We start from the raw sequence: 24,029 nt of genomic DNA, 5'->3' as shown, positions 1-24,029 counted from the left end.
TGTGCATCATGGCCCCCTCAGCCCAGCTCGATCGGCAGGTCGGTCGCCGCGCACATGTCGCCGCCCGTGGCGTAGGCGAAGGCGAGGCAGTCCCCGTCGAGCGTGAACTTCACCGAGTCGACGGCGCCGTTGCTGTACGCCGTGAACAGGAGCGCCTGCCAGACGTCGCCCGGGTAGACCCCGGCGTCGGACAGCGCCTGCTCGAACCCGGCGGCGACGTCGACCGTCGCCTCGCCCTTGGTCAGGTGCACCTTGGTGGCCGCCAGGCCCGCGTCCGGCAGGTAGGAGGCCAGGACCTCGTCGACGGCGGTCGCCAGCGTCCGGGAGGGCCCGCCGTGTGTCACGCGCTTCGCGCCGGCGGTCAGCTGGACGTCCTCCCCGGTGCCGCAGCCCAGGACCGGCGTCGTCGAGCCGTCCTTCGAGCGCTTGCCCTCGGGGACGTCCGGGCACACGGCGTCCGGTGCGACATCGCCCGCGGACGCCTGCGCGTCGAGCTCGGCGCGCTCCTCGCCGGTGCGGGAACCCGTCCCGCCGACGACGACGGTCCAGCCGTCGAGCACATCGGCCGACTCGTCGAGCCACTGCTCGGCGGCCGCCGGGTCCTGCGTGGTGTCGACCCGGACGACCTGGTCCTCCTCGGAGACGTCGGTGACGACCTCCTGGTCCAGAAGGTCCTGCCGGAGCTGAAGCTGCGCGGAGACCTGGTCCCGGCCGGCGGCGCTGAACGCCGCCGCCGGGACGAGGAGCGCCACCGCTGCTGTCACCGCGATGATCCGGCGGTGCCGCCGGGCGGTACGTCCTAGTTCGACCACGTTGCCCCCTGATAGGTGCCGAAAAAGCTCCTTCGTCTTTCAACCACGTTAGGGCCGTGGCCAGGATCCGCAACGTTTCGCGAAAGTGTGGCGCTGACTTGCGTCGTCGTGCGTGGGCAAACGCTTGCCTGGGCACTAGCAGCCCGCGAGGGCCACCTCCCCTCCGCGGACGACGAGCGCGACGGTGCCGCACTCGTCCGTGCGCACCACCGCGGCGCCGACGCCCGCGTACAGGTCGAGCGCCTCGTCGGTGGGGTGCCCGTACTCGTTGTCCCGCCCGGCGGACACGAGCGCGACCGCCGGACGCACCCGCTCCGCGAGCGCGCGGGACTGCACCGCCGACCCGTGGTGCGCGACCTTCACGACGTCGGCGCGACCTGTCAGCGGCACCAGCGCTGACTGGCCGACGTCCTCCAGGTCGCCCAGGAGGAGCACGTCCAGCCCGGCGACCCGGGCGGACAGCACCACGCTGGAGTCGTTCGCGTCCGTTCCCGCGCCCGCCTGCAGCACCTGCCACGCGAGGGTCCCGGCCGTCCCCCGGTCGCCGGACCCGGCGACCCGCACGGGGACGCCGGCCGCGGCCAGGGTCGCCCCTGTCGCGCCGGCGTTCGCCACCGGCTCCGGAACCGGGGACACGAGCGCCGCGACGACCTCGCGCCCGGCGAGCACGGGCGCCAGCCCGCCCACGTGGTCGGCGTGGAAGTGGGTGAGGACGAGCAGGTCGACCCGCTCGACCCCCAGCCGGTCGAGGCACCGGCCCGCTGCCGGACCGTCGGGACCGACGTCCACCACCACGGCCGACGTCGGACCGGTGCGGAGTGCGAGCGCGTCACCCTGCCCGACGTCGCACGCCGCGACCTGCCAGTCCGCCGGCAGACCGGTGCGGGCCACGAGCCGGGGCACCGTGACGGCGACGACCAGCGCCGCCACCGACGCAGCCGCCAGGAGCACGACGAACCGGGCCCGGGTCAGCCGGCGGCGTCGCGCGGCCAGGGTCTCGCGCAGGCCGCGCGACGCCGCCGCACGCCAGGACTCGGGCCAGCCCGGGCGCGGTGCGCGCCGCAGCACGGCCCACAGCACCAACCCGGTGAGCACGGCGAGCAGGAGCGCACCCGCCGGCCCGCCCAGCCAGGGGACGGCCGCACCGGGCAGCGCGGCGCACCGGTGCGCGACCGCGGCGATCCACCAGGTGGCCCCGCTCGCCGCCCAGGCCACCAGCCCGGCGACGGCCGGGAGCCAGGGTGCGAGCACCGTGGCGAGCAGGCCGAGCACGGTCGCCGGGACCAGCGCCGGGCCGGCCAGGAGGTTGGCGAGCACCGAGACCGTCGAGACCGACGGGTCGAGGAGCACCAGGATCGGGCCGCACGCGACCTGCGCCGCGAGCGGGACGGCTGCCGCGTACGCCAGGGCCTGGCCCGTCCAGGGCGCCAGCCGCGCGCTCAGCGGAGCCGTGAGCAGCACCAGCCCCGCCGTCGCCGCGGCCGACAGGGCGAACCCGAACGAGCGGGACAGCCACGGGTCGACCACCAGCAGCCCCACCACGGACCCCGCGAGCGCGGGCAGCGCCTGGGACGGCCGGCCGAGCGCCGTACCGGTGAGGGCGAACGCCGCCATGACGGCGGCCCGGAGCACGGCGGGTTCGGGCCGGACCAGCAGCACGAAAGCCAGGGACGCGAGCGCGATGACGAGCACCCTGCCGGGTCGGGGCAGCCGGGCGGCCGAGCAGAGGAGGGTCAGGACGGCGACCACGACCGCGAAATGGCCCCCGGAGACAGCCGTGATGTGGGTCAGGCCCGTGACGCGCATTTCCTCCGCGACGTCGTCGGGAAGCCGACTGGTGTCGCCGATCGCCGCACCCGGGACCAGCCCGCGTGCCTGCGGGGAGAGCGGGTCGGTGACCGTCAGGAGGGCCGCGCGGTGGGTGTCGAGCACGCGGAGCGCGGACGGTGGCGCCCGGATCTCGGCGGCGCTCCGGGCGCTCAGCCGGGCGGTCTCGGCGGCGCCTGGGTCGGCGGGACGCAGCGGGCCCGTGACGGTCGCGGTCGACCCGTACCGGGGTGCAGCATCCGACAGCACCTGGACGTGCGCCCGGGCCGACGACTCGACGCCGCGGGCGTCGACGGTCCGGGCGGCAAGGACCCAGCGCTGCCGGCCCGAGCCCGGGGCGAACGAGAACGGCTCGGGCTGGGACACGACGACGCCGGTGAGGGTCGCGGTCACGCGCTGCCCGGCCAGTTCGGCCAGTGGGGCTCGGCCGGCGAGCTGGACGTGCGCGGAGAGCGTGACCGCGAGGACGCCGGCGGCAACCAGGGCGAGGTGTGCGAGGACGGGGTACAGGGCGGCGTTCCGGTCGGGTCCGCGCCGTGCCGCCCCGACGACGGCGGTCGGCCAGAGGCATGCCACAGCCATCACGACCCCGGTCACCAGGGAGAACACCACCGTCGCCGGCCCCGTCCAGGCCGCCGCCGGGCCGGTCAGCGACCAGGCGGCGACCCACACGGCGATGGCCGCAGGCACGAGCCGGAGGTCGGTCATGGGCCCACCCGCGCGCTGTCACGGAACTCGTCGAGGGTGGCGGGGCCGATGCCCGGCACGTCGTCCAGCTCGTCCACGCTCGCGAACGGCCCGTTCGTGTCCCGCCACTCGACGATGGCCTTCGCGATCGACGGCCCGACACCGGGAAGGGCCTCCAGGGCCGCCGCGTCGGCAGTGTTGATGTCGACGGCGCCCGATCCCGCCCCGCCGGCGGAGCCACCCGTCCCACCACCGGCGGAACCGGCCGAACCGCCGGCGCCGGCCGCCGCTCCGGGGACGGGCTCCCCCGGTTTCGGCACGTAGAGCTGCTCACCGTCAACCACGGCCCGGGCCAGGTTGACCGCGGTGAGGTCGGCCTTGCGCGTGACGCCGCCGGCGGCCTCGACGGCGTCGGCCACGCGGGCGCCGTCCGGCAGGGTGACCAGGCCCGGCTCGGCGACCTCGCCGACCACGTGCACCAGCAGGCCGCCCGAGGTCCCGGCGGACGCGCCTGCGCCGTCACCGCCCGCGCCGTCCCCATCCGCTGCCCCGTCGCGGGCGCTGCCGTCCGCACCCGGGGCCGTGGCGCCCGGTTCCTCGTCACCGGTGCCCGGCGAAGCGTCCGACGTGGCGCCGTCGGCAGCGACCGGGGCCAGCGCCTCGACGCCGTCACCGCCCACGGCGAAGGCGGCCACACCCACGCCGATCAGGAGCACCGCCACGACCGCGACCAGGGCTGTCGTGCCGGTCAGTGCCCAGCGCCGGGCGCCGTGCTCGGCCCGCGGGTCGGCGGGATGACCGTGCGCGGCCGCGTAGGCCGCGGCCACGCCCGAGGCGGAGCGCCGCGCGCGCAGTCGCTCCACCAGGTCCTCGGCCTCCGTCCTCGCATCGGGCACGCCGTCCACGGCCGGCCCGGCGTCGGCGGCCGGTTCGGTGACGGACGGCAAGGTTCCCGGGCCGTCTGACCCACGCACCGGGCCGAACGGCCAGGGATCAGGGCGGCGCTGCTGCGCGGTCTCTGGCTGCATGACTCAGGACGCTAGGCGGGTCGGGCACGCCACGAACGAGCCCCGCGGTGCACCTGTGCACAGACCCCGAGAACGAGCCCCTGTGGTCGGGCTCGTACCCGCACGGCGCCGTCGCGAGGGTCTGTCCTCGCCGACTACGAGGGCTCCATGAGTTTCGACCGTGGCTCCGTCCGTCACCACCGATGAGTTCCACCGGACGCCGTCGTCGGACCTGACGAACCCGCGCGAACCCGAGCAGCACAAGCGGTCCCGGCCCGCGCGGACGAGATCAGGAGCGAGCACCATGACCGAGAAGAAGACCCACACGCTCGACGTGCCGGGCGCCGTCCTCACCTACGACGTGCGCGAGGCGGCCGCGCCGTCCGACGAACCGACGCTGCTCATGATCGGCCTGCCGATGGGCGCCGAGGGCTTCACCACCCTGGCGCGCCACTTCACCGACCGGAGGGTGGCCACCTACGACCCGCGGGGTGTGGAGCGCAGCACCCGCACCGGAACACCCGGGCTCGCGGACCACGCCGACGACGTGCACCGGATCATCGAGGCCGTCGGCGGCGGCCCGGTGGACCTCTTCGCCTCCAGCGGCGGCGCCCTCGTGGCGCTCGAGCTCGTAGCCCGATACCCGGAGGACGTGCGGACCGTCGTGGCGCACGAGCCACCGCTGCCCAGCGTGCTGCCGGACCGTGCGGCCATGGTCGCGGCCCTGACCGACATCCATGACACCTATCAGGCGAAGGGTTTCGGGGCCGGGATGGCGAAGTTCATCGCCCTGGTCATGGCCCGTGGTGAGCTCACCGCGGACTACGTCGCCCAGCCCGACCCGGACCCGGCCGTGTTCGGCCTGCCGACCGAGGACGACGGCAATCGCGACGACCTGCTGCTGGGCGTCAACATGCGACTCCTGGCGCAGTACGAACCGGACTGGGCCGCGGTCCGGGCCAGCGCGGCCAAGCCGCTGATCGCCGTCGGCGAGGACACGAACGACGAGATGACCGGCCGTTCCTCGCGGGCGGCCGCCGCGCTGCTCGACGCCGAGGCGGTCATCTTCCCCGGGGGCCACGGCGGTTTCAGCGGCGGGGAGTACGGGCAGCCGGCCGACAAGCCCGACGAGTTCGCGGCGCGGCTGCGGGAAGTCCTCACGCCGTGATCGGTAGTACGTCAGGTGGTCGGCAGCCCGAGCTGCCGACCACCTGGCCTACTACCAATCACCCGATCTAGGCGGGCCTCAGTGCGCGTGGTCGCCCAGGTCCGCGACGACGACGGCGAGCGTGCCCGGTCCCACGTGCACCCCGAGGACGGCGCTCAGCGGCGTGACCTCGACGTCCGCCCGGGTGCGGGTGTGCAGGCGGCCGGCGAGGGCCTGGGCCCGGTCGTGGGCGCCGAAGTGGTGCACGGCGACGACCGGCCGCGTGGCACGCGCGACGAAGTCGGCGGCCTGCTCCAGGAGCCGCTCCGCGCCGGCCGCGCGGGTGCGGACGCGCTGGGAGAGCACGACCGCGCCGTCGGACAGCCGCAGGATCGGCTTGACGCCGAGGACGGTGCCGAGCGCGGCCGCGGGGCCGGAGAGCCGCCCACCGCGGCGCAGGTGCTCCAGGGTGTCGACGACGAACACGGCGTCGGCGGTCCCGGCGACCTCGATAGCGCGCGCTGCCACGTGGGCGGCGTCGGCCCCGGCTGCCGCGCACTCCGCGGCGGCCCGGGCGGCGAAGCCGAGGCCGGCGGCCGCCGTCCGGGAGTCGACGGCGCGCACCTGGAGGGGCGAGCGCGCAGCGGCGGTGCCGGCCGAGCCGACGGTGCCCGACAGCGCTCCCGACAGGTGCACCGAGACGACCGACCGGACGCCCTGCTCGCCGAGGGCGCGGTAGACCGCCGCGAACGCCTCGGGCGACGGCTGCGAGGTGGTGACCTGCTCGCCCTCGGAGACCAGCTCGGCCAGACGGTCGGGGGTGATGTCCTCGCCCTCCGCGTACGCCTCGTCCCCGACCAGGACGCGTAGCGGCACCACGACCGGACCGTCCGGCAGACCGGCGGGCAGGCAGGCGGTGGAGTCGGTGACGACCCGCACCTCCTGGGGTGCCGGGCGGGAAGGACGACGACGGTTGCGCATGACCGCGACACTCTATCCGCGCCGGGAACCCGACGGCGAAACGCGACGGAGCCTCCCCGCGCGCCGCTCCTGGGCCCGACTTAGCATCCGAGACATGCCCGATGCATCGACGCCTGATCTCGCCGCACTGCGCGAGGCCGCCGCCGCGGCCCAGAAGGCGCTGGAGGAGGCGGAGCGGGCTGCCGCGCCCGCGGCCCCCGAGACCGGCGACGGGGCGGCGCCGTCCGCCGACGACGAGCCGGCCCCGGGCGAGGCGACGCCCCAGGGTTACGCGGCGGAGGTCGCCGCCGGATATGCCGCGGAGGCAACGCTGCCGCTGGGCGCCCTCCTGGAGGGCGAACCGGGCGGCGAGGCCACGCCCGACCCGCAGGTCCAGGTGGGCTTCGCCCTGTCGATGCTGAACCGGCACGGCCTGGTCGCGGGCGCCACGGGAACCGGCAAGACCAAGACGTTGCAGGGCATGGCCGAGGGCCTGTCCCTGGCCGGGGTGCCGGTCTTCCTGGCCGACGTCAAGGGCGACCTGTCCGGCCTGGCGCTGCCGGGCCCGGACAACCCGAAGGTCGCGGAGCGCGCGGCGAGCATCGGCCAGGAGTGGACACCCACGCGGTACCCGGTCGAGTTCTACTCGCTGGGCGGTCTGGGCAAGGGGGTACCGATCCGGACGACGGTCACCGACTTCGGGCCGATCCTGCTGTCCAAGGTGCTGGGCCTGAACGCGACGCAGGAGTCGAGCCTGACCCTGATCTTCCACTGGGCCGACAAGAAGGGTCTGGCGCTGCTGGACCTCAAGGACCTGCAGTCGGTGATCGCGCACCTGACCTCGGACGAGGGCAAGGCCGAGCTCAAGGGGATCGGCGGGGTCTCGGCGGCGACGGCGGGCGTCATCCTGCGCGAGATCGTGGGCCTGGAGGGGCAGGGCGCCGACGTGTTCTTCGGTGAACCGGCGTTCGAGACGTCGGACCTGATCGCGACACGGGGCGACCTCGGCGTGCTGAGCGTGCTGGAGCTCCCCGCGGTCCAGGACCGCCCGCAGCTGTTCTCGACGTTCCTCATGTGGCTGCTGGCCGACCTCTTCCAGGAGCTGCCCGAGGTGGGCGACGCCGACAAGCCCAAGCTCGTGTTCTTCTTCGACGAGGCGCACCTGCTGTTCACCGGCGCCTCCAAGGACTTCCTGCAGCAGGTGGTGCAGACGGTCCGGCTGATCCGTTCCAAGGGCGTGGGCGTGTTCTTCGTGACGCAGTCGCCCAAGGACGTGCCGTCCGACGTGCTGGCCCAGCTCGGCAACCGGGTGCAGCACGCGCTGCGCGCCTTCACACCCGACGACGCGACCGCGCTGCGGGCGGCCGCCCGCACGTTCCCGAAGTCGCCGTACGACCTGGAGCGTCTGCTGCAGGAGCTCGGCACCGGCGAGGCAGTGGTCACGGTGCTCACGGAGAAGGGCGCGCCGTCCCCGGTCGCGTGGACGCGGGTGCGGGCGCCGCAGGCGTCGATGGAGCCGGCGGGCGACGCGGAGATCGACCGGGTGGTCGCGGCCTCCGCGGGCCAGGCGAGGTACGGGACGGCGGTCGACGCGGAGTCGGCGTTCGAGCTGCTCCAGGCGCGGGCACAGGAGCAGGCCGCCGGGCAGGCGGCCGCGGCGGGCGAGGCGTCCGCCGCCGAGGACCAGCGGGAGATCGCCAAGGAGCGTGCCCGCCTGGAGAAGGAGGCCGCGACCCGCGAGAAGGCGGAGGCCCGGCACAAGGAGCAGGCGGCCCGCGACCGCAACCGGGTGGTGGGCTCGCTGGCCAGGACAGCGGGGACGGTCCTCGTCCGCGAGCTGACCCGGTCGCTGTTCGGCACCCGCAAGCGCTGACCCGTCCTCCCGTTGAGTGCTGGCTATTTGTTGCCTCTGGCCGGGTTCAGCCCACAAATGGCCAGCACTCAACGGGGTGGTGGAGTGGGGGCTGTGGATAGGGAGCGGCCCGCTCCGAAACCATCGAGCCTCGACGTGTGGCACATGAAGTCTTCACGGTCTCAGAGGGGCTTTCTCGTGGAATCAGCGCCCAGGCGCTGAGATCCAGACGACTCTCGGCTCCGACGTCCGGCGTACGCATCGACGACCCCGACCCGTCGTTGATCGACCGGTGCCGCGCGATTGCACGGGTCGTGCACCCGAACGCCGCCTTCGCTCGTTCGACGGCGCTGCGGCTGCTCGGCGTCGAGCTTCCTTGGCAGCTCGAAGAAGATCACGCGATCCATGTCGTGACTCCGCGCAGGGGTGAGCGCCCCCAGCGATACGCGATCAGGCCACACTTCTGCGGGCAGAAGAAGCTCGACGTCGTCCATCGGCTCGGGCTCCGGATCACCTCGGCACCACAGACCTGGCTCCAGGTGTCGCACGGCTTGACCAGGGACAGCCTGGTCGGCCTCGGCGACGCCATGACGCGGCGCAAGAACCCGCTGACCACGGTCGACGAGCTGGAGCTGCTGCTTCGCGAGACCTTCAAGATGCGAGGTCTCGCGCTCTGCCGGGAAGCCGTCGAGCTGGTCCGGTCCGGGACGGACTCGTCGATGGAGTCTCGGCTGCGATTGATCATCATCGACGCCGGACTGCCTGAACCGCTGGTGAACGTGCCCGCCCTGGACACGACGGGGCAGTTTCTCGCGCTCCCGGACCTGTCCTATCCGGAGCTCAAGATCGCCGTCGAGTACGACGGCGACCATCACCGCACCGATCCTGCAACCTGGCGGCGCGACGTGGAACGGCGCCAGCTCCTCGAAGGTGCCGGCTGGCTGATCATCACCGCAACGGCGGACGACGTGATCCGCTACCCGGACCGGCTGATCCGCCGGATCCGCGCCGCGATCAGGGCTCGCAAGATCCAACAAGAACGTTGAGTGCTGGGTATTTGTTGGTCCAGGGCTCCTTGGACCAACAAATACCCAGCACTCAACGAAAGGCGCTAGGCCGGGACGATGTTGACCAGCTTCGGGGCACGGACGATCACCTTGCGGACCCCGCGGCCGTCCAGGAACTTGACCACGTTCGGCTCGGCCAGGGCCGTCGCCTCCAGGTCCTGGTCGGAGATGTCCGGGGCGACCTCGAACTTGGCCCGCACCTTGCCCTGCACCTGGACCACGCACGTCACGGTGTCCTGCACGAGGTACTGCTCGTCGGCGGCCGGGAACGGCGCGTGCGCCAGCGACTCCTCGTGGCCGAGGCGGGACCACAGCTCCTCCGCGATGTGCGGCGCGATGGGCGCCGTCATCAGGACGAGCGGCTCCACGGCCGAGCGCGGCACGGCCGGCAGGCCCGTGAGGTGGTTGTTCAGCGTGATGAGCTTGGCGATCGCGGTGTTGGGCCGCATGTTCTCCATCTCGAGGCGCACGTCGGCGATGGCGCGGTGCACCGCGCGCAGCGTCGCGGTGTCGGGCTCGTCGTCGGTGACGGTGAGCTCACCGGTCTCCTCCGACACGACGTTGCGCCACAGCCGCTGCAGGAACCGCTGCGACCCGACGACGGCCCGGGTCTCCCACGGGCGCGACAGGTCCAGCGGGCCCATCGACATCTCGTAGACGCGGAACGTGTCGGCGCCGTACTGCTCGTACATCTCGTCAGGCGTCACGACGTTCTTGAGCGACTTGCCCATCTTCCCGTACTCACGATTGACGGGCTGGCCCTGCCACGTGAAGCCGGTCTGCTCGTCGCCCTCGACCTCCTCGGCCGGCACGTACTGGCCGCGTGAGTCGGTGTAGGCGTACGCCTGGATGTAGCCCTGGTTGAACAGCTTGCCGAACGGCTCGACGCCGCTGACGTGGCCCAGGTCGAACAGGACCTTGTGCCAGAACCGCGCGTACAGCAGGTGCAGCACGGCGTGCTCCACGCCGCCCACGTAGAGGTCGACGCCGCCGGCCGGGCCGGACGTCGGGTTGTGCTGCGGCCCCAGCCAGTAGTTCTCGAGCTCGGGCAGCGCGGCCGCCGTGCTCTCGGCGGGGTCGAGGTAGCGCAGGTAGTACCAGCACGACCCGGCCCAGTTGGGCATCGTGTTGGTGTCGCGGCGGTACTCCTTGGGCCCGTCGCCGAGGTCGAGGGTGACGTGCACCCAGTCGTCGTTGCGGCCCAGCGGCGCCTCGGGCTCCGAGTTGGCGTCCTCCGGGTCGAAGGTGCGCGGCGCGTAGTCGGGCACGTCCGGCAGGTCCACCGGCAGCATCGCGTCGGGGATCGCGACCGGGCGGTCGTCCTCGTCCCACACCACGGGGAACGGCTCGCCCCAGTAGCGCTGGCGGCTGAACAGCCAGTCGTTGAGGCGATAGGTGGTGGTGCCCTCGCCGATGTTCCTGCTCTCCAGCCAGGCGATGATCTTCGCCTTGGCCTCGACGACGCCCAGGCCGTCGAGCGAGATCTCGTCGTTCGAGGACCGCACGGCGACGCCGTCACCCGCGTATGCCCCGGTGTGGCCCTCGGGCAGGCCGCCTTCCGGCTCGACGGTGTGGATCACCGGCAGGTCGTAGGCCTCGGCGAACGCGAAGTCGCGCTCGTCGCCGCCCGGGACGGCCATGATGGCGCCGGTGCCGTAGCCCATCAGCACGTAGTCCGCGGTGAAGACCGGGACCTGCAGACCGCTGACCGGGTTCACGGCCAGGTGGCCCGTGAACACGCCGGTCTTCTTGCCGGCGTCGGCCTGCCGCTCGACGGCGGTCTTGGCGGACGACTCACGGCGGTAGGCGGCGACGGCCTCGACGGGGGTGTCGTACCCGCCGGTCCATGCGGAGCGCGTGCCGTCGGGCCAGGCCGTGGGGACCTCGTCCAGCAGCGGGTGCTCCGGGGCCACCACCATGAACGTGGCGCCGAACAGCGTGTCGGGGCGGGTGGTGAAGACCTCCAGCGAGCCCGCCGCGCCGGCCGGGTCGCCCTCGGCGGTGCCGACGACGTCGAACCGGACGTTGGCGCCCGTGGAGCGGCCGATCCAGTTGCGCTGCATGGACTTGACCTTCTCCGGCCAGTCGATGAGCTCCAGGTCGTCCGTGAGGCGGTCCGCGTAGGCGGTGATGCGCATCTTCCACTGGCGCAGGTTGCGCTGGAACACGGGGAAGTTGCCGCGCTCGGAGCGGCCGTCGGCGGTGACCTCCTCGTTCGCGAGCACGGTACCCAGGCCCGGGCACCAGTTCACCGGCGAGGAGTCGATGTAGGCGAGCCGCTGGCCGTCGACGACGTCCCGCTGCTCGAGCTCGCTCAGCCCGGCCCAGACTGCGCCGCCCGTGTTGTCGCCGTCGTGCCCGGGGACGGGCCGCGTGCCCGCGGCGAGCTCGGCGCGCAGCTCCGCGATCGGGCGCGCGCGGCCCTTGCCGTCGCCGGAGCCCGTGACGGGTCCGGGGCGCTCGGCGTCGGCGTCGTACCAGGACTCGAAGATCTGCAGGAAGATCCACTGCGTCCAGCGGACGTACTCGGGGTCGATCGTCGCGAAGGTGCGGCGCGGGTCGTGGCCCAGGCCGAGGCGGCGCAGCTGGCGCCGCATGTTGCCGATGTTGGCCTCGGTCGTGGTCCGCGGGTGCTGACCCGTCTGGACGGCGTACTGCTCGGCGGGCAGGCCGAACGCGTCGTAGCCCAGCGCGTGCAGCACGTTGTCGCCGCGCATGCGGCGGAAGCGCCCGGTGACGTCGGTGGCGATGTAGCCCAGCGGGTGACCCACGTGCAGGCCCGCACCCGAGGGGTACGGGAACATGTCCATGATGAAGTACGGGTCACCCTGCGCCGGGCTCCCGCCCGGCCCCGTAAGTCGCCCCTGCGGGTTCGCCGCGTGGAACGTGCCCCGCTCCTCCCAGATGTCCTGCCAGCGCAGCTCGATCTGCTGCGCGAGGGCGGGGGTGTAGCGGAAACGGGGCTCGTCGGGAGACGTGGTGCGCTCGGGTGCGTCGGGCATGGTCACCCGGCCGAGTCTACCGACCGCGCGAGGAGGCGGCCCTCGTTCGTCCACAGGCTCCAGGGTTCATCCGACATTCGCCCCCGCCTCCCCCGAAGTTCTCCGCCCGGGTGCTCGAATTGCGCGCATGATGCCTTTGTCGCGAAAGATCCTCGCCGTCAGCATCGTCGCCGCCACCGTGTGGACGGCCTCGACCGCCGCCGCCGCTCCGGTGCCCGGCACCCCACCCACCACCGCGACCGCCGGGGAGAGGACCAGGACCGCCACCATGCCCGCGAGCCCGTCCGCCGGCCGCGCCGACCACGTCGTCCTCCTGGCCCTGGACGGGTTCGACGTCGAGTACCTCGACCTGGTGCGCGACGGCGCCGGCTCCCCCGGCTCGGCCGAGATGCCGAACCTGCGCGCGCTGCTGCGCGAGGGCAGTGTCACCACCTCGTCGGGCGTGATGACGTCGATCACCAACCCGTCGTGGTCCTCGGTCGCCACGGGCGCCTGGCCCGAGACGCACCGCAACACCGCCTACTGGTTCGACGCCGCGAGCAACACCGCGCGCGGCCAGCAGCGGGACCTGGCCGTGCCCACGATCGCGCAGTCGATCCGGGAGCAGGGCGGCACGGTGTTCTCCGCGCAGTGGTTCATCCTGCAGAACTACGGGGTCACGTTCGGCGACCCGGACGGCCTGTACACGCAGCCCGGCGGCGACTGCGCGCGCCGCACCGACGACGCCGTCTCGGTGCTGCGCGGCGAGCCCGTCAGCTCGAACGGCCAGCTGGTGCGTGCCAACGGGATCCCCGACCTGATCACGGTGTACTGCGACACGCTCGACGCGATCGGGCACGCCGGCGGCGACGCCGACCCGCGCATCCCGGGCGCACTGGAGGACATCGACCGGCAGATCGGCCGCATCGTCGCCGCCACGAAGGAGGCGGGCGTCCACGACGACACCGCCTTCGTCGTCACCGGCGACCACGGCATGACCACCTTCGACAAGGGCTTCGCCACCGAGGGGATCGCCGCGATCGAGGCCGCAGGCTTCACGCCGCAGGTCCTGACCAGCGGGCAGACGCCCGCGGCCGGCACCGACGTCGCGATCGTCGTCGGCGGGGTCGCCGACGTGCGGATCATCGGCGAGCGGGCGGGCGACCGCTCCGCCGTCCGCCGGCTGGAGCGGGCGCTGACGGCGCTGCCGCAGGTGCGGAACGTGTTCGACAAGGCCGACCAGCGCCGTCTGCGGATGAGCCCGAACTACGGTGACCTGGTCGTCGAGCCCGAGCCGGGCTGGTCCTTCGGCGCCACCCCCGCCTCCCCGGCCGGGCGGCACGGCGCGACCACCGAGCTGCGCGTGCCGCTGGTCCTCGCCGGGGCAGGCGTCCGGGCGGGCGTGCACCCGCGCGGCCCGCGGCACGTCGACGTCGCGCCGACGATCTCGGCGCTGCTTGGGTACGCGCCGCCGTCGGGCAGCGAGGGCCGGGTGCTGCGCGAGGCGCTGACCCGCTGACCACAGGAGGACGAGAAAGAGGTGTGTTGCGCTGCGTAGACAGTGTCTACACAGCGCAACACACCTCCAGGACGCGGTCTCTCCCCAGGCACGCGGAGCCGTCAGCGGCCGCGAGGGCAGACCGTCAGAACGACGCGACCAGGTCCCCGCCCACCGCGAGCATCAGCCACGCCACCGCGGCGACGTACCCGATGACCAGGATGATGTGCCGGTTGCCGACCATGATGTCCCGCAGGCCGGCGCTCGCGGGCAGGTCGCCCGACTGGACGCCGCGCACGAGCTGGTACCAGAGCAGCGGCCACATGATGGTCCACACGACCATGCAGTAGGGGCACAGCGCGACGATCGCGTAGAAGCTGGTCCACATCAGGAAGAACACGAGCGCCTGGCCCAGCACGGTGCCGATCAGCAGCGACGTCCAGTACCAGCGCGGCAGGCGCGTGCCGAGCAGCAGCATCACGCCCGTGGTGATCACCACGGGGAAGGCCGCGACGCCCAGGTACGGGTTCGGGAAGCCGAGCAGGGCGCCCTGCCACGACGACATCGCGGCGCCGCAGTCGACGAACAGGTTGATGCTGCAGGACGCCGTCCGGTCCGGGTCGAGCAGCTTGAGGTACTTCTCCCAGGCCAGGGCGAACGAGGCGGCGAAGCCGACACCTCCGAGCACCACCAGCAGCAGTCCCATGGTCCGCGCGCCCAGCGGAGCGCCCTCGGGCGCCGCGGCGTCGTCCGTGCTGTCCAACGAGCTCTCCGACGACGTCGTGGTCGCCCCGGTATCGGTCACCCGCCCTACGGTACCGGCGCAGGCTGGGACATTGCTGAATCCTGGGTCACAGTGGGGTCTCCGTGTGCTGGTGCACGACTCGCTGCCGCCCGAACGCCAGGATCATGCCCAGGCCCAGCACGGTGACCACGGCGCCGGCCCAGGCGGGTGCCAGGTAGCCCCAGCCGGCGTCGATGACGACACCGCCCAGGAACGCGCCCGCGCCGTTGGCGACGTTGAGCCCGGCGTGGCACAGCGCCGCCCCGAGCGACGGCGCGCCGGGCGACAGGTCCATGAGCCGGGTCTGGAACGCGAGGCCCAGCATCTGCGAGGTGACGCCCAGCAGGAACAGGGAGACCAGCGCGGGCACCACCGAGGCTCCGGTCAGCGCGAACAGGACGAGCGAGACCGCCGTGGCCACGAAGCCGATCAGGACGGCGCGCAGCACGCCGCGGTCGGCGAGCCGCCCGCCGATCTGCGTGCCCACGGTCATGCCGACGCCGAACAGGGCCAGCACCCACGGCACGGCCCCGCCCGGCAGGCCGGTCACACCCGTCATGGTGGGGGCAACGTAGGTGTAGACGGCGAACATGCCGCCGAACCCGATGGCCCCGGCCACGAACGCGAACCACAGGGGCGCGTTGCGCAGGGTGGCCAGCTCGGTACGCACCGAACGGCCCTCGCCGCCCGCGCCGGCCGGGATCAGGCGCCAGAGGCCCAGGAGTGTCGCGATCCCGAGCACGCCGATCAGCACGTAGGACGTGCGCCAGCCGAAGACCTGCCCCACCCACGTGGACAGCGGTACGCCGACGACGTTCGCGATGGTCAGGCCGGTCATCATCGTCGCGACGGCCCGGCCGCGCTGGGCCGGTCCGGCCACGGCGGCACCGACCGCGGCGCCGACGCCGAAGAACGCGCCGTGCGGCAGGCCCGCGAGGAACCGGCCGGCCACCAGCCAGCCGATGTCGGGCGCGGCGGCGGACAGCACGTTCGCGACCGTGTAGAACCCCATCAGGGCGAGCAGCAGGCGCTTGCGCGACATGCGCGCCGCGGCCACGGTCAGCAGCGGCGCCCCGACGACGACGCCGAGCGCGTACGCCGTGATGGTGTGCCCCACCTGGGGGTCGGTCGCGCCGAGGTCGGCACCGACGTCGGGCAGCAGGCCCATCGCGGCGAACTCGGTGGTGCCGATGGTGAACCCGCCCACGGCGAGCGCGACGAGCGCGGGCGCGGCCCGGCGCATCGAGCCAGGTTCCGCCGCCTGGTCCGGGGCGTTCTGAGGGGCGCTGGTCGCCATGGGGTCTCCGGGAGTCGTATCGATTCGGGGGATGCGTCGGCGACACCGGCGACGAGCGTTGGGAACGGGGAGAAGACTACTCCTGGGCCACCCACACGCGGGAGGCCGCCAGCAGTCCGAGATCGGCCACGCGCTCGTCGCCGTCCCCTCCCGGGGCGGGCGGACAGGTCCAGGCGACGGCGACCGTACCGGCGAACTCGCGGCGCGTGGTGACCTCCACCCGGAGGTCCAGGTCCAGGCCCAGCTCGGCGAGGTAGCGCAGGGCCTCCGGGTCGGCGTCGGAGATACGTACCACGGTGCCCGCGTCGCCCGCGTGCATCGACGACAGCGGCACGGCGTCGGGCCGCACCACGGTGCCGTCGGCCGCCGGGATCGGGTCGCCGTGCGGGTCGCGCGACGGGTTGCCCAGCCGCTCCGCCATCCGCTCCACGAACACGTCCGAGACCGCGTGCTCCAGCACCTCGGCCTCGTCGTGCACCTCGTCCCAGCCGTAACCGAGCTGTTCCACGAGGAACGTCTCCAGCAGCCGGTGCCGGCGCACCATCACCAGCGCGAGCCGGCGGCCGTCGTCCGTCAGCCGGATCGCGCCGTACCGCTCGTGCTCCAGGAGGCCCTGCCCGCTCAGGCGGCGCACCGTCTCGGACACCGTGGACGCACCCACCCCGAGGCGGTCGGCCAGGTGCTTGGTGGTCACCTTCTCGTCCGACCACTCCTGCGCCGACCACACGGCCTTCAGGTAGTCCTGGGCGACGGGCGTCAGCTCGGCCGGGTCGGTAGTGATCTCCACGCCCCGAGCCTAGTTGCCCGACGGCGAGGACGACGGCGTGCTTCCGGCACCCGGGACGTCACCGGGCACCTCGTCCGGCACCTCGGCGGGCAGCGGGACGGTCGGCGGGATGGCCCGCCGCTCGCTCACGGCCGCATCCCCCTCGGGCGTGACCTCCACGAGCTGCCAGTCCACGAACCGGCGCCGCTCCGGGTCGAACCGCAGCACCGTCATCTCGGACGTGTCGCGCAGCGGCCCCACCGACGTGTTGCCCTTCGTGGCGCCACCGGTGCTCGCGTTGACGTACCGCACCCCGTAGCCGACGACATCCGGCCCGATCCGCGTGTGCATGTGCCCCGAGAGCTGGAACGGCACGCAGCCCGACTCCAGGGCCGCGTCGCCCACGGCGGGCTGGTGGATCAGCAGCAGGTCCACCCGGTCCTCGCCCGTGTACCCGCCGAGCCCCGGCTCGCCGGCCGCCTCGCACGCCGTGTCCCGCAGCCGCTCCCCGGCCTCCGCGGGCGTCTCCTCGCGCGCGATCACCGTGCCGCCGCCGATCCGCGTCTCCAGCGGGTCCCGGTCGCCGAGGATCCGCACGCCCTCCACCTCGACCACCTCGCCGTCCAGCACGACCTGCCGGTTGGCCAGCTCCGTGGCCGTCGTCAGGCGCGAGTCGTGGTTGCCGTCCGAGACGACGAACGGGACGCCGTCCGGCACCGCCGAGGCGAACGAGTCCACGCACACCGACTCCACGCTCGTGCCGTTGATCGTGGTGTCCCCCGCGTTCAGCATGACGTCGGGCGCCAGGCTGTCCGCGAGATCCCGGATCAGCGGCGTCATCCCTGTGTTGCAGTGCAGGTCCGAGACCACGAGGAACGTCACGTAGTCCGGCGCGTCCGGGTCCGCCGACGCCGTGGCGCCGTCCTCGACCAGCGCCGCGTCCTGCTCCGCGACCCGCGCGTCCCACGCCGCCATCAGCTTCTCCCGGGCGCCCGCGTAGAACACCTCGTTCGCCTGGTACGTGTCCACGAGCTGACCGCTGTACGTGTCGATCACGCCCGCCAGCCGGCCCGTGATCCGCGCACCCTCCAGGGCCGTCCCCGCGAACACCGGCGACGCGGGCAGCGCCGCGCGCTCCTCCGGGCCGGCGCTCGCCGTCGCGGTCGCGGCCACCAGCACGACGACGACGGTGGCGGCGGTGATCTCCCAGGTGCGGGCAGCCATGCCCCGGGCGAGCTCCCGCCGTCGGGCGGCGCCGAGCAGGAGCCGCAAACCGTAGGCTCCGCCGACCAGGACCACGGCCGCGACCGCCGCGCCGCGCAGCGCGTCCCAGACCAGCGCCGTCGCCACGGTGCGCACCGTCTGCTGCGGGGTGTCGAAGAACTGGAGGTACCCGTCGAGGTCGCCGGCGAGCGCGTCGAAGCTGGCGGCGTCCACGGCCGCGAGGTCCGCGGGGATCTCGTGCACCGTGATGCGCACGCCGAGCGTCAGGGGCAGCGGCGAGTCCGTCACGACCGTGCCGAGCGGGCCGAGGTCGGCGACCACCTCGTCGTCCGCGGTGATCGCGTAGGTCGCCTCGTGCGGGCCGAGGCTGAGGTCGGCCTTGGCTGTGGTGATCCCGAACATGAGGCACAGCAGGGCGGCGGCCGCTCCCGCGAGGGTCCAGCGCAGCCAGCGGGGCGGTTTCGAACGACTCATCCCCTCTACCTTTTCATGCACGCGCACCGGTCACCCGTCGCTGGCACGATGAGCGCCATGTTCGTGCTCGAGTCGCTCTGGCGGCCCGCCGGTGCCCCGGCGCTGGTCTGGTCGGTGCTCGCCGACCCGCGGTTCAGCTGGCCCGACTGGTGGCCGGGCCTCACCGCCGACGAGACCGGGAGCACCGTCGGGCCGGACGGTCTGGCGGCGCCCGGGACGTGGGCCCGGCTACGGGTGCGCAGCCCGCTGGGGTACGCACTGGCGTTCCGGCTGGACCTCGTGGAGACGACGGCGCCGTCCGACGGCGTGCCCGGGCGCGCGCGGCTGGACGTCTCCGGGGACCTGACGGGGCTGGCCGACGTGGTGGTCTCGGACGCCCCGGCGCCCGGCACGCCGCGCACGGACGTACGCCTGGTCTGGCGGGTGGCGCCGGTCCCGGGCTGGTTCCGCGCCGCGGCGCGCGTGGCCCCCGGTCCGCTGGCCTGGGCGCACTCGCGGGTGATGCGCGCGGGGGAACGGGGCCTGGCGGCCCACCTGGGCGCGTGACCCGGAATGGTCCGGCGGTTCGGCCGGGGCGGCTCAACCGGTCTTGCGGGACTTCTTCGCGTCCGCGACGGAACGCTTGAGGGCCTCCATGAGGTCCACGACCTCGGCGCCCCCGCCCTCCTCCTCGGCCTGCTCGCCGAAGGTGGCCGCCGTGTCGACGCTCTCGCCCGCCTCCAGCTTCGCGTCCACGAGCTTGCGGAGCTGCACCTGGTACTCGTCCTCGTAGTCCTCGGGCGTGAAGTCCGCCTCGAAGCTGCTCACGAGCTGCGCCGACATCGTCAGCTCCTTGGCGCTCACCTTCGCGGGCTCGTCGAGGGACGGGAACGCGGCCTCGCGGATCTCGTCGGCCCACAGGAGGGTCTGCAGCACCAGCACCTCGTCCCGCACGCGCAACGCCGCGAGCCGGGTGCGCTGCCGGAGCGCGAACTTCACGACCGCGGTGCGGTCGGTCTCCTCCAGCGTGCGGCGCAGCAGCACGTACGCCTTCGTGGACTTGGAGTCGGGCTCCAGGTAGTAGGTGCGGTCGAACATGATCGGGTCGATCTGGTCGCTCGGCACGAACTCGACCACCGAGATCTCCCGGTCCCGCTCGGCGGGCAGGTCGGCGAGGTCCTGCTTGGTGAGCACCACGGTGCGCTCGCCGTCGTCGTACGCCTTGTCGATGTGCTCGTACGGCACCACCTCGCCGTCGATCTCGCACACGCGCTTGTACCGGATGCGTCCGCCGTCGGCGTCATGCACCTGGTGCAACGGCACGTCGTGGTCCTCGGTCGCGCTGTAGACCTTGACCGGGACGTTGACGAGACCGAAGGTCACGGCACCCTTCCAGATGGCCCTCATCCTTCTATGGTGCGCCCCAAGCGCACTACATGCCCAGGTTTACCCCTGGGCCGAGGTCAGAGGCCCGCGCGGTCCAGCTTCTCGCAGAGCTCGGCGTTGGTGGGCTCCACCAGGTGCTCGCCGTCCGGGAACACCAGCACCGGGATCTGCTTGCGGCCGGTCAGCGCCTCGGCCTCGTCGGCCCGCGCCGGCTCCGCGACGAGGTCCACGTACACGTAGTCCACGCGGCGCACGTCGAGCACGGCCTTGCTGCGGCGGCAGTCGCGGCACCACTCGGCGCCGTAGACGGTGAGGCGCTCGGGCCGGCGCGTCGACGGCGCGTCGCCGGCCACCGTCAGGGGCGAGGCGAACGCGGCGGTCGAGATGTCAGAAATCACGCGCCGGAGCCTAGCGGAGTTCTTCACCCCACCACGACCCCGTTCGAGTGATCTCGCCGACTCCGAGCGCACGCGCCCCGGCGGCGGCACGATGGTGGGATGGCGACGACGCACACGGTCACGGTCGACGGGCACCGCCTGCGCCTGAGCAACCTCGACAAGGTGCTCTACCCGGCGTCGGGCACCACCAAGGGCGAGGTGCTGCACTACCTGGCCGAGGTGGCGCCGGCGCTGCTGCCGCACGCGGCCAACCGGCCCGTCACGCGCAAGCGGTGGCCGGACGGCACCGGCGGGCAGATGTTCTTCCAGAAGAACCTCGACGCCTCCACCCCCGACTGGGTCAAGCGGCGGTCGATCCAGCACAAGCAGTCCGCCAACGACTACGTGCTGGTCAACGACCTCGCGACCCTGACCTGGCTGGGCCAGACCGCCACCCTGGAGCTGCACACACCGCAGTGGCAGTTCGGCCGCACCGGGGCCCGGCTCGACCCCGACCGCCTCGTGCTCGACCTCGACCCCGGCCCGGGCGCCGGCCTCGCCGAGTGCGCGCAGGTCGCCCGCTGGGCCCGCGAGATCCTGCGCGGCATGGACCTGGAGCCCTACCCCGTCACCTCGGGATCCAAGGGCATCCACCTGTACGCCGCCCTCGGCAAGGCCGCCGACACCCGCCTCGACTCCGACGCCGTCTCCGCCGTCGCGCACGAGCTCGCCCGCTACCTGGAGGCCGAGCACCCCGACCTGGTGGTCAGCGACATGAGCAAGGCCCTGCGCTCCGGCAAGGTGCTCGTCGACTGGTCGCAGAACAACGGCAGCAAGACCACCATCGCGCCCTACTCCCTGCGCGGCCTCGACCGGCCCTGGGTCGCCGCACCACGGACATGGGCCGAGCTGGAGGACCCGGACCTCGCCCAGCTCACCTCCGACGACGTGCTGGCCCGCATCGCCGCCGACGGCGACCTCCTCGCGCCGCTGCTGGAAGGACACCTCGCCGCCCTGGAGCCGACGCCGGAGCGCCTGGCCACGTTCCAGAAGCTGGAGACCTACCGCGCCAAGCGGGACCCCGCCAAGACGCCGGAACCCTTCGGACCGGGCGACGACCCGGAGGCGGAACCCACCGCGGAGGCCGAACCCGCCCCCCAGGCCGAGGCCACCCCGCGGGCCGACCCTGTCGAGACCGACCCCACCTTCGTCATCCAGGAGCACCACGCCCGCCGCCTGCACTGGGACTTCCGGCTGGAGCACGAGGGCGTACTCGTCAGCTGGGCGCTCCCCCGCGGCGAACCCACCGACCCCGCCAAGAACCACCTGGCCGTGCAGACCGAGGACCACCCCCTCGAGTACGGATCGTTCGAGGGCAGCATCCCCGCCGGCGAGTACGGGGCCGGCGACGTCACCATCTGGGACTCCGGCACCTACGACCTGGAGAAGTGGCGCGACGACGAGGTCATCGTCACCCTGCACTCCGCCGAGCGCGGCGCCCGCCGCCTCGCCCTGATCCGCACCGGGGGACGCGACGGCGACGCCGAGAACAACTGGCTCATCCACCTCACCAAGGCCCAGCCCGGCTCCCCCGCGCCGTCGAGCACCGAACCCGCGGCGCCGTCCGCGGCCCCAGAACCCGGCACCCGCCGCGAGGCGCCGCCGGGCGGCCGGTGGCGCGCCATGCTCGCCACCGCCGCCACCCCCGGCGACCTCACCCGACCCGACGACTGGGCCTTCGAGATGAAGTGGGACGGGTTCCGCACCCTCGCCCACGTCCAGGACCCCGACACCCTCCGTCTGATCAGCCGCTCCGGCCAGGACCTCACCGTCACCTTTCCCGAGCTCGCGGCGCTCGCGGGTCAGGTCGACGCCGCCCGCCTGCCCGTGGTGCTCGACGGCGAGATCGTCGCCCTCGACCGCGCCGGCCGGCCCGACTTCCGCCGCCTGCAGCACCGCGCCAACCTGCGCAAGGAGCACGACGTCGCCCGCGCCCGCGCGCAGGTCCAGGTGGACCTCATGCTGTTCGACGTCCTGGTGGCCGACGGCGAGGACGTGACCGGCCGCACCTATACCGAGCGGCGCGAGCTGCTGGAGTCCCTGGTCGCGCCCCGCCCGCCCGTGCACCTGCCGCCCGCCTTCGACGGCGACCTCGACGCCGCCGTCCGCACCTCGCGCACCCTGCGGCTGGAGGGCGTGGTCGCCAAGCGCCGCGCCTCCACCTACGCCGGACGCCGCTCACGGGAATGGCTCAAGATCAAGCACCAGGCCATGCAGGAGGTGGTCGTGGTGGGCTGGCGCCCGGGCCGCGCCGACGCGTCCGTGATGGGCTCGCTGCTCATGGCGGTGCCCGACGGCGAGGGCGGCGGCCTGCGCTACGTCGGCCGGGTCGGCACGGGGTTCAGCGAGCGCGAGCGCCGGGAGATCACCGCCCGGCTGCGGGGCATGGAGCGCAAGACGCCGGGGGTGTCCGGGGTGCCGCCGGAGGACGCGTCGGACGCGCGCTGGGTCACACCGAGCCTGGTGGGCGAGGTGACGTACGCCGACTGGGTCGAGGGTTCCGACGGCGCCTCGGGCGAGCGGCGCATGCGGCACTCGGTGTGGCGGGGCTGGCGCCCGGAGAAGGCGGCGCAGGACGTGGTCGCGGAGGTGCCGCCGCCCGCATGAGTGATGTCCCGGCGTCCGTCGTTGTCCGCTTCTATCCATGGGGTGCGGCGCGGGGCGCTTGGCACACTATTAGTGATGGGGCGGCGCACAGTGTGCCGCGGGCCACCCGGCGGGCGCGGAATACCCGCGTCCGCAACGGTGGTTGTCGCGTGCATGCGAGCGATCACGTATGCAGAGTTCGGCAGCGCCGACGTCCTGGAGCTCACCGAGCAGCCCGACCCCCACATCGGCCCCGACACCGTCGTCGTCCGGGTGAAGGCGGCGTCGGTCAACCCGGTCGACTGGAAGATCCGCCAGGGGTACCTCCAGGGCCTCATCGACACGGACCTGCCCGCGATCCCGGGCTGGGACGTCGCCGGCGTCGTCGAGCAGGTCGGCCTGGACACCCCCGAGTACCAGGTGGGCGACGAGGTCTACGGCTACGTGCGCAAGGACACCGTGCGCGGGGGCACGTTCGCCGAGCTGGTCGCCGCGCCCGTGCGCACGCTGGCCCGCAAGCCGGCGTCGCTGAGCTTCGAGGAGGCCGCGGCGGTGCCGCTCGCGGGTCTCACCGCGTACCAGGCGATCCAGCGAGCCGGCGTCAGGGACGGCCAGACCGTGCTCGTGCACGCCGCGGCCGGAGGCGTCGGCGCGTTCGCCGTGCAGATCGCCAGGGCGCTGGGCGCCCGCGTCATCGGCACGGCGAGCGAGCGGAACCACGAGTTCCTGCGCGGGCTGGGCGCCGAGCCCGTCACCTACGGCGACGGCCTCGCCGACCGCGTGCGCGCCCTCGCGCCCGACGGCGTGGACGTCATCCTGGACTTCGTGGGTGACGGGGCCGTCGCGGCCAGCGTCGAGAACCTGGCCGACGGCGGCACGGTGGCCTCGATCGCCGACCCGACCGCCCGCAGCGAGCACGGCGGGCACTACCTGTGGGTGCGCCCCTCGACCGCCGACCTGGACGCGCTCACCGCGCTGTTCGACGCCGGCAAGCTGTCCGTCGAGATCGCGCAGGTCTTCGACCTGGCCGACGCCGCCGAAGCACACCGCGCCAACGAGTCCGGCCACACACGGGGCAAGGTCGTCGTCCGCGTCTGAGGCCAGGGCGGCTGCGGCTGCGGGCTGCGGGCTGCGGCGAGCCGATCCGGGTGGTGGGGGGGGGGGGGGGCGGCCCCCCCCCCCCCCGGGCGCCCCCCCCCCCCCCCCCCCCCCCCCCCCCCCCCCCGGGCGCCCCCCCCCCCCCCCCCCCCCCCGCCCC

18 protein-coding genes are annotated in these 24,029 nt (G+C 73.6%); 7 read left to right on the top strand and 11 right to left on the bottom strand.

Annotation, left to right across the window (positions count from 1 at the left end):
• Window positions 1-17 precede the first annotated feature (17 nt).
• The 3 genes from ACH47X_RS20700 to ACH47X_RS20690 all read right to left on the bottom strand — a co-directional run bounded on the left by ACH47X_RS20700 (window position 18) and on the right by ACH47X_RS20690 (window position 4,354).
• Window positions 18-812, bottom strand: coding sequence for a hypothetical protein (locus ACH47X_RS20700; RefSeq protein ID WP_397406517.1), 795 nt, complete (start codon window positions 810-812; stop codon window positions 18-20).
• A 135-nt stretch (window positions 813-947) separates the two neighbouring features.
• The gene (locus ACH47X_RS20695) at window positions 948-3,347 is read right to left on the bottom strand and encodes a ComEC/Rec2 family competence protein (RefSeq protein ID WP_397406515.1); all 2,400 of its coding nucleotides are present in this window, start codon (window positions 3,345-3,347) and stop codon (window positions 948-950) included.
• On the bottom strand, window positions 3,344-4,354 hold the full coding sequence (locus ACH47X_RS20690) for a helix-hairpin-helix domain-containing protein (protein WP_397406513.1): 1,011 nt from the start codon (window positions 4,352-4,354) through the stop codon (window positions 3,344-3,346). Before ACH47X_RS20690 ends, ACH47X_RS20695 begins: the two co-directional genes overlap by 4 nt.
• Window positions 4,355-4,637: 283 nt before the next feature.
• Here ACH47X_RS20690 and ACH47X_RS20685 point away from each other — a divergent pair, with 283 nt between their 5' ends.
• A complete protein-coding gene (locus tag ACH47X_RS20685) occupies window positions 4,638-5,501 on the top strand; it encodes an alpha/beta fold hydrolase (protein WP_397406511.1) in 864 nt (287 codons plus the stop codon).
• 78 nt (window positions 5,502-5,579) lie between these two features.
• On the opposite strand, the gene ACH47X_RS20680 is transcribed toward ACH47X_RS20685, so the two are convergent.
• Window positions 5,580-6,461: a DegV family protein gene (locus tag ACH47X_RS20680; RefSeq protein ID WP_397406509.1), complete on the bottom strand. Its 882-nt coding sequence runs from the start codon at window positions 6,459-6,461 to the stop codon at window positions 5,580-5,582.
• A 94-nt stretch (window positions 6,462-6,555) separates the two neighbouring features.
• Here ACH47X_RS20680 and ACH47X_RS20675 point away from each other — a divergent pair, with 94 nt between their 5' ends.
• Both ACH47X_RS20675 and ACH47X_RS20670 read left to right on the top strand, forming a co-directional pair.
• Window positions 6,556-8,313: a helicase HerA-like domain-containing protein gene (locus ACH47X_RS20675; RefSeq protein WP_397406507.1), complete on the top strand. Its 1,758-nt coding sequence runs from the start codon at window positions 6,556-6,558 to the stop codon at window positions 8,311-8,313.
• Between the two features lie 137 nt (window positions 8,314-8,450).
• Window positions 8,451-9,338 (top strand): DUF559 domain-containing protein, encoded by an 888-nt coding sequence (locus tag ACH47X_RS20670; protein ID WP_397406505.1) that lies wholly within the window; start codon window positions 8,451-8,453, stop codon window positions 9,336-9,338.
• A 65-nt stretch (window positions 9,339-9,403) separates the two neighbouring features.
• Here ACH47X_RS20670 and leuS read toward each other — a convergent pair whose 3' ends face one another.
• Window positions 9,404-12,361 (bottom strand): leucine--tRNA ligase, encoded by a 2,958-nt coding sequence (leuS, locus tag ACH47X_RS20665; RefSeq protein ID WP_397406774.1) that lies wholly within the window; start codon window positions 12,359-12,361, stop codon window positions 9,404-9,406.
• Between the two features lie 127 nt (window positions 12,362-12,488).
• Here leuS and ACH47X_RS20660 point away from each other — a divergent pair, with 127 nt between their 5' ends.
• Window positions 12,489-13,859 carry an alkaline phosphatase family protein gene (locus ACH47X_RS20660; protein WP_397406503.1) on the top strand — a complete coding sequence of 457 codons (1,371 nt, stop codon included), beginning with the start codon at window positions 12,489-12,491 and terminating at the stop codon, window positions 13,857-13,859.
• Window positions 13,860-13,983: 124 nt separating this feature from the next.
• Here ACH47X_RS20660 and ACH47X_RS20655 read toward each other — a convergent pair whose 3' ends face one another.
• From ACH47X_RS20655 to ACH47X_RS20640, 4 genes are all read right to left on the bottom strand, one after another.
• The gene (locus ACH47X_RS20655) at window positions 13,984-14,643 is read right to left on the bottom strand and encodes a vitamin K epoxide reductase family protein (protein WP_397406501.1); all 660 of its coding nucleotides are present in this window, start codon (window positions 14,641-14,643) and stop codon (window positions 13,984-13,986) included.
• Window positions 14,644-14,689: 46 nt separating this feature from the next.
• Entirely contained in the window at window positions 14,690-15,919 is a 1,230-nt protein-coding gene (locus tag ACH47X_RS20650) for an MFS transporter (RefSeq protein ID WP_397406499.1), read from the bottom strand.
• 76 nt (window positions 15,920-15,995) lie between these two features.
• Complete coding sequence (locus tag ACH47X_RS20645) at window positions 15,996-16,706, bottom strand: metal-dependent transcriptional regulator (protein ID WP_397406497.1); 711 nt, start codon at window positions 16,704-16,706, stop codon at window positions 15,996-15,998.
• A gap of 9 nt (window positions 16,707-16,715) precedes the next feature.
• Complete coding sequence (locus ACH47X_RS20640) at window positions 16,716-18,383, bottom strand: metallophosphoesterase family protein (RefSeq protein WP_397406495.1); 1,668 nt, start codon at window positions 18,381-18,383, stop codon at window positions 16,716-16,718.
• Between the two features lie 48 nt (window positions 18,384-18,431).
• Here ACH47X_RS20640 and ACH47X_RS20635 point away from each other — a divergent pair, with 48 nt between their 5' ends.
• Entirely contained in the window at window positions 18,432-18,929 is a 498-nt protein-coding gene (locus ACH47X_RS20635) for a hypothetical protein (RefSeq protein ID WP_397406493.1), read from the top strand.
• A 33-nt stretch (window positions 18,930-18,962) separates the two neighbouring features.
• Here the strand turns inward: ACH47X_RS20635 and ku are convergent, their stop codons facing one another.
• Window positions 18,963-19,769 carry a non-homologous end joining protein Ku gene (gene ku, locus ACH47X_RS20630; protein WP_397406491.1) on the bottom strand — a complete coding sequence of 269 codons (807 nt, stop codon included), beginning with the start codon at window positions 19,767-19,769 and terminating at the stop codon, window positions 18,963-18,965.
• Window positions 19,770-19,825: 56 nt separating this feature from the next.
• A complete protein-coding gene (locus tag ACH47X_RS20625; protein ID WP_397406489.1) occupies window positions 19,826-20,146 on the bottom strand; it encodes a glutaredoxin family protein in 321 nt (106 codons plus the stop codon).
• A gap of 99 nt (window positions 20,147-20,245) precedes the next feature.
• Between ACH47X_RS20625 and ACH47X_RS20620 the strand changes: the two genes are divergently transcribed.
• Window positions 20,246-22,792 carry an ATP-dependent DNA ligase gene (locus ACH47X_RS20620; RefSeq protein WP_397406487.1) on the top strand — a complete coding sequence of 849 codons (2,547 nt, stop codon included), beginning with the start codon at window positions 20,246-20,248 and terminating at the stop codon, window positions 22,790-22,792.
• A gap of 153 nt (window positions 22,793-22,945) precedes the next feature.
• Window positions 22,946-23,869, top strand: a complete 924-nt coding sequence (locus ACH47X_RS20615; protein ID WP_397406485.1) for an NADP-dependent oxidoreductase — start codon at window positions 22,946-22,948, stop codon at window positions 23,867-23,869.
• Window positions 23,870-24,029 lie beyond the last annotated feature (160 nt).

This window comes from Promicromonospora kroppenstedtii, from assembly GCF_044389675.1.
Classification (GTDB): Bacteria; Actinomycetota; Actinomycetes; order Actinomycetales; family Cellulomonadaceae; genus Promicromonospora; species Promicromonospora kroppenstedtii.
This window is presented reverse-complemented; position numbering and strand designations above follow the sequence as displayed.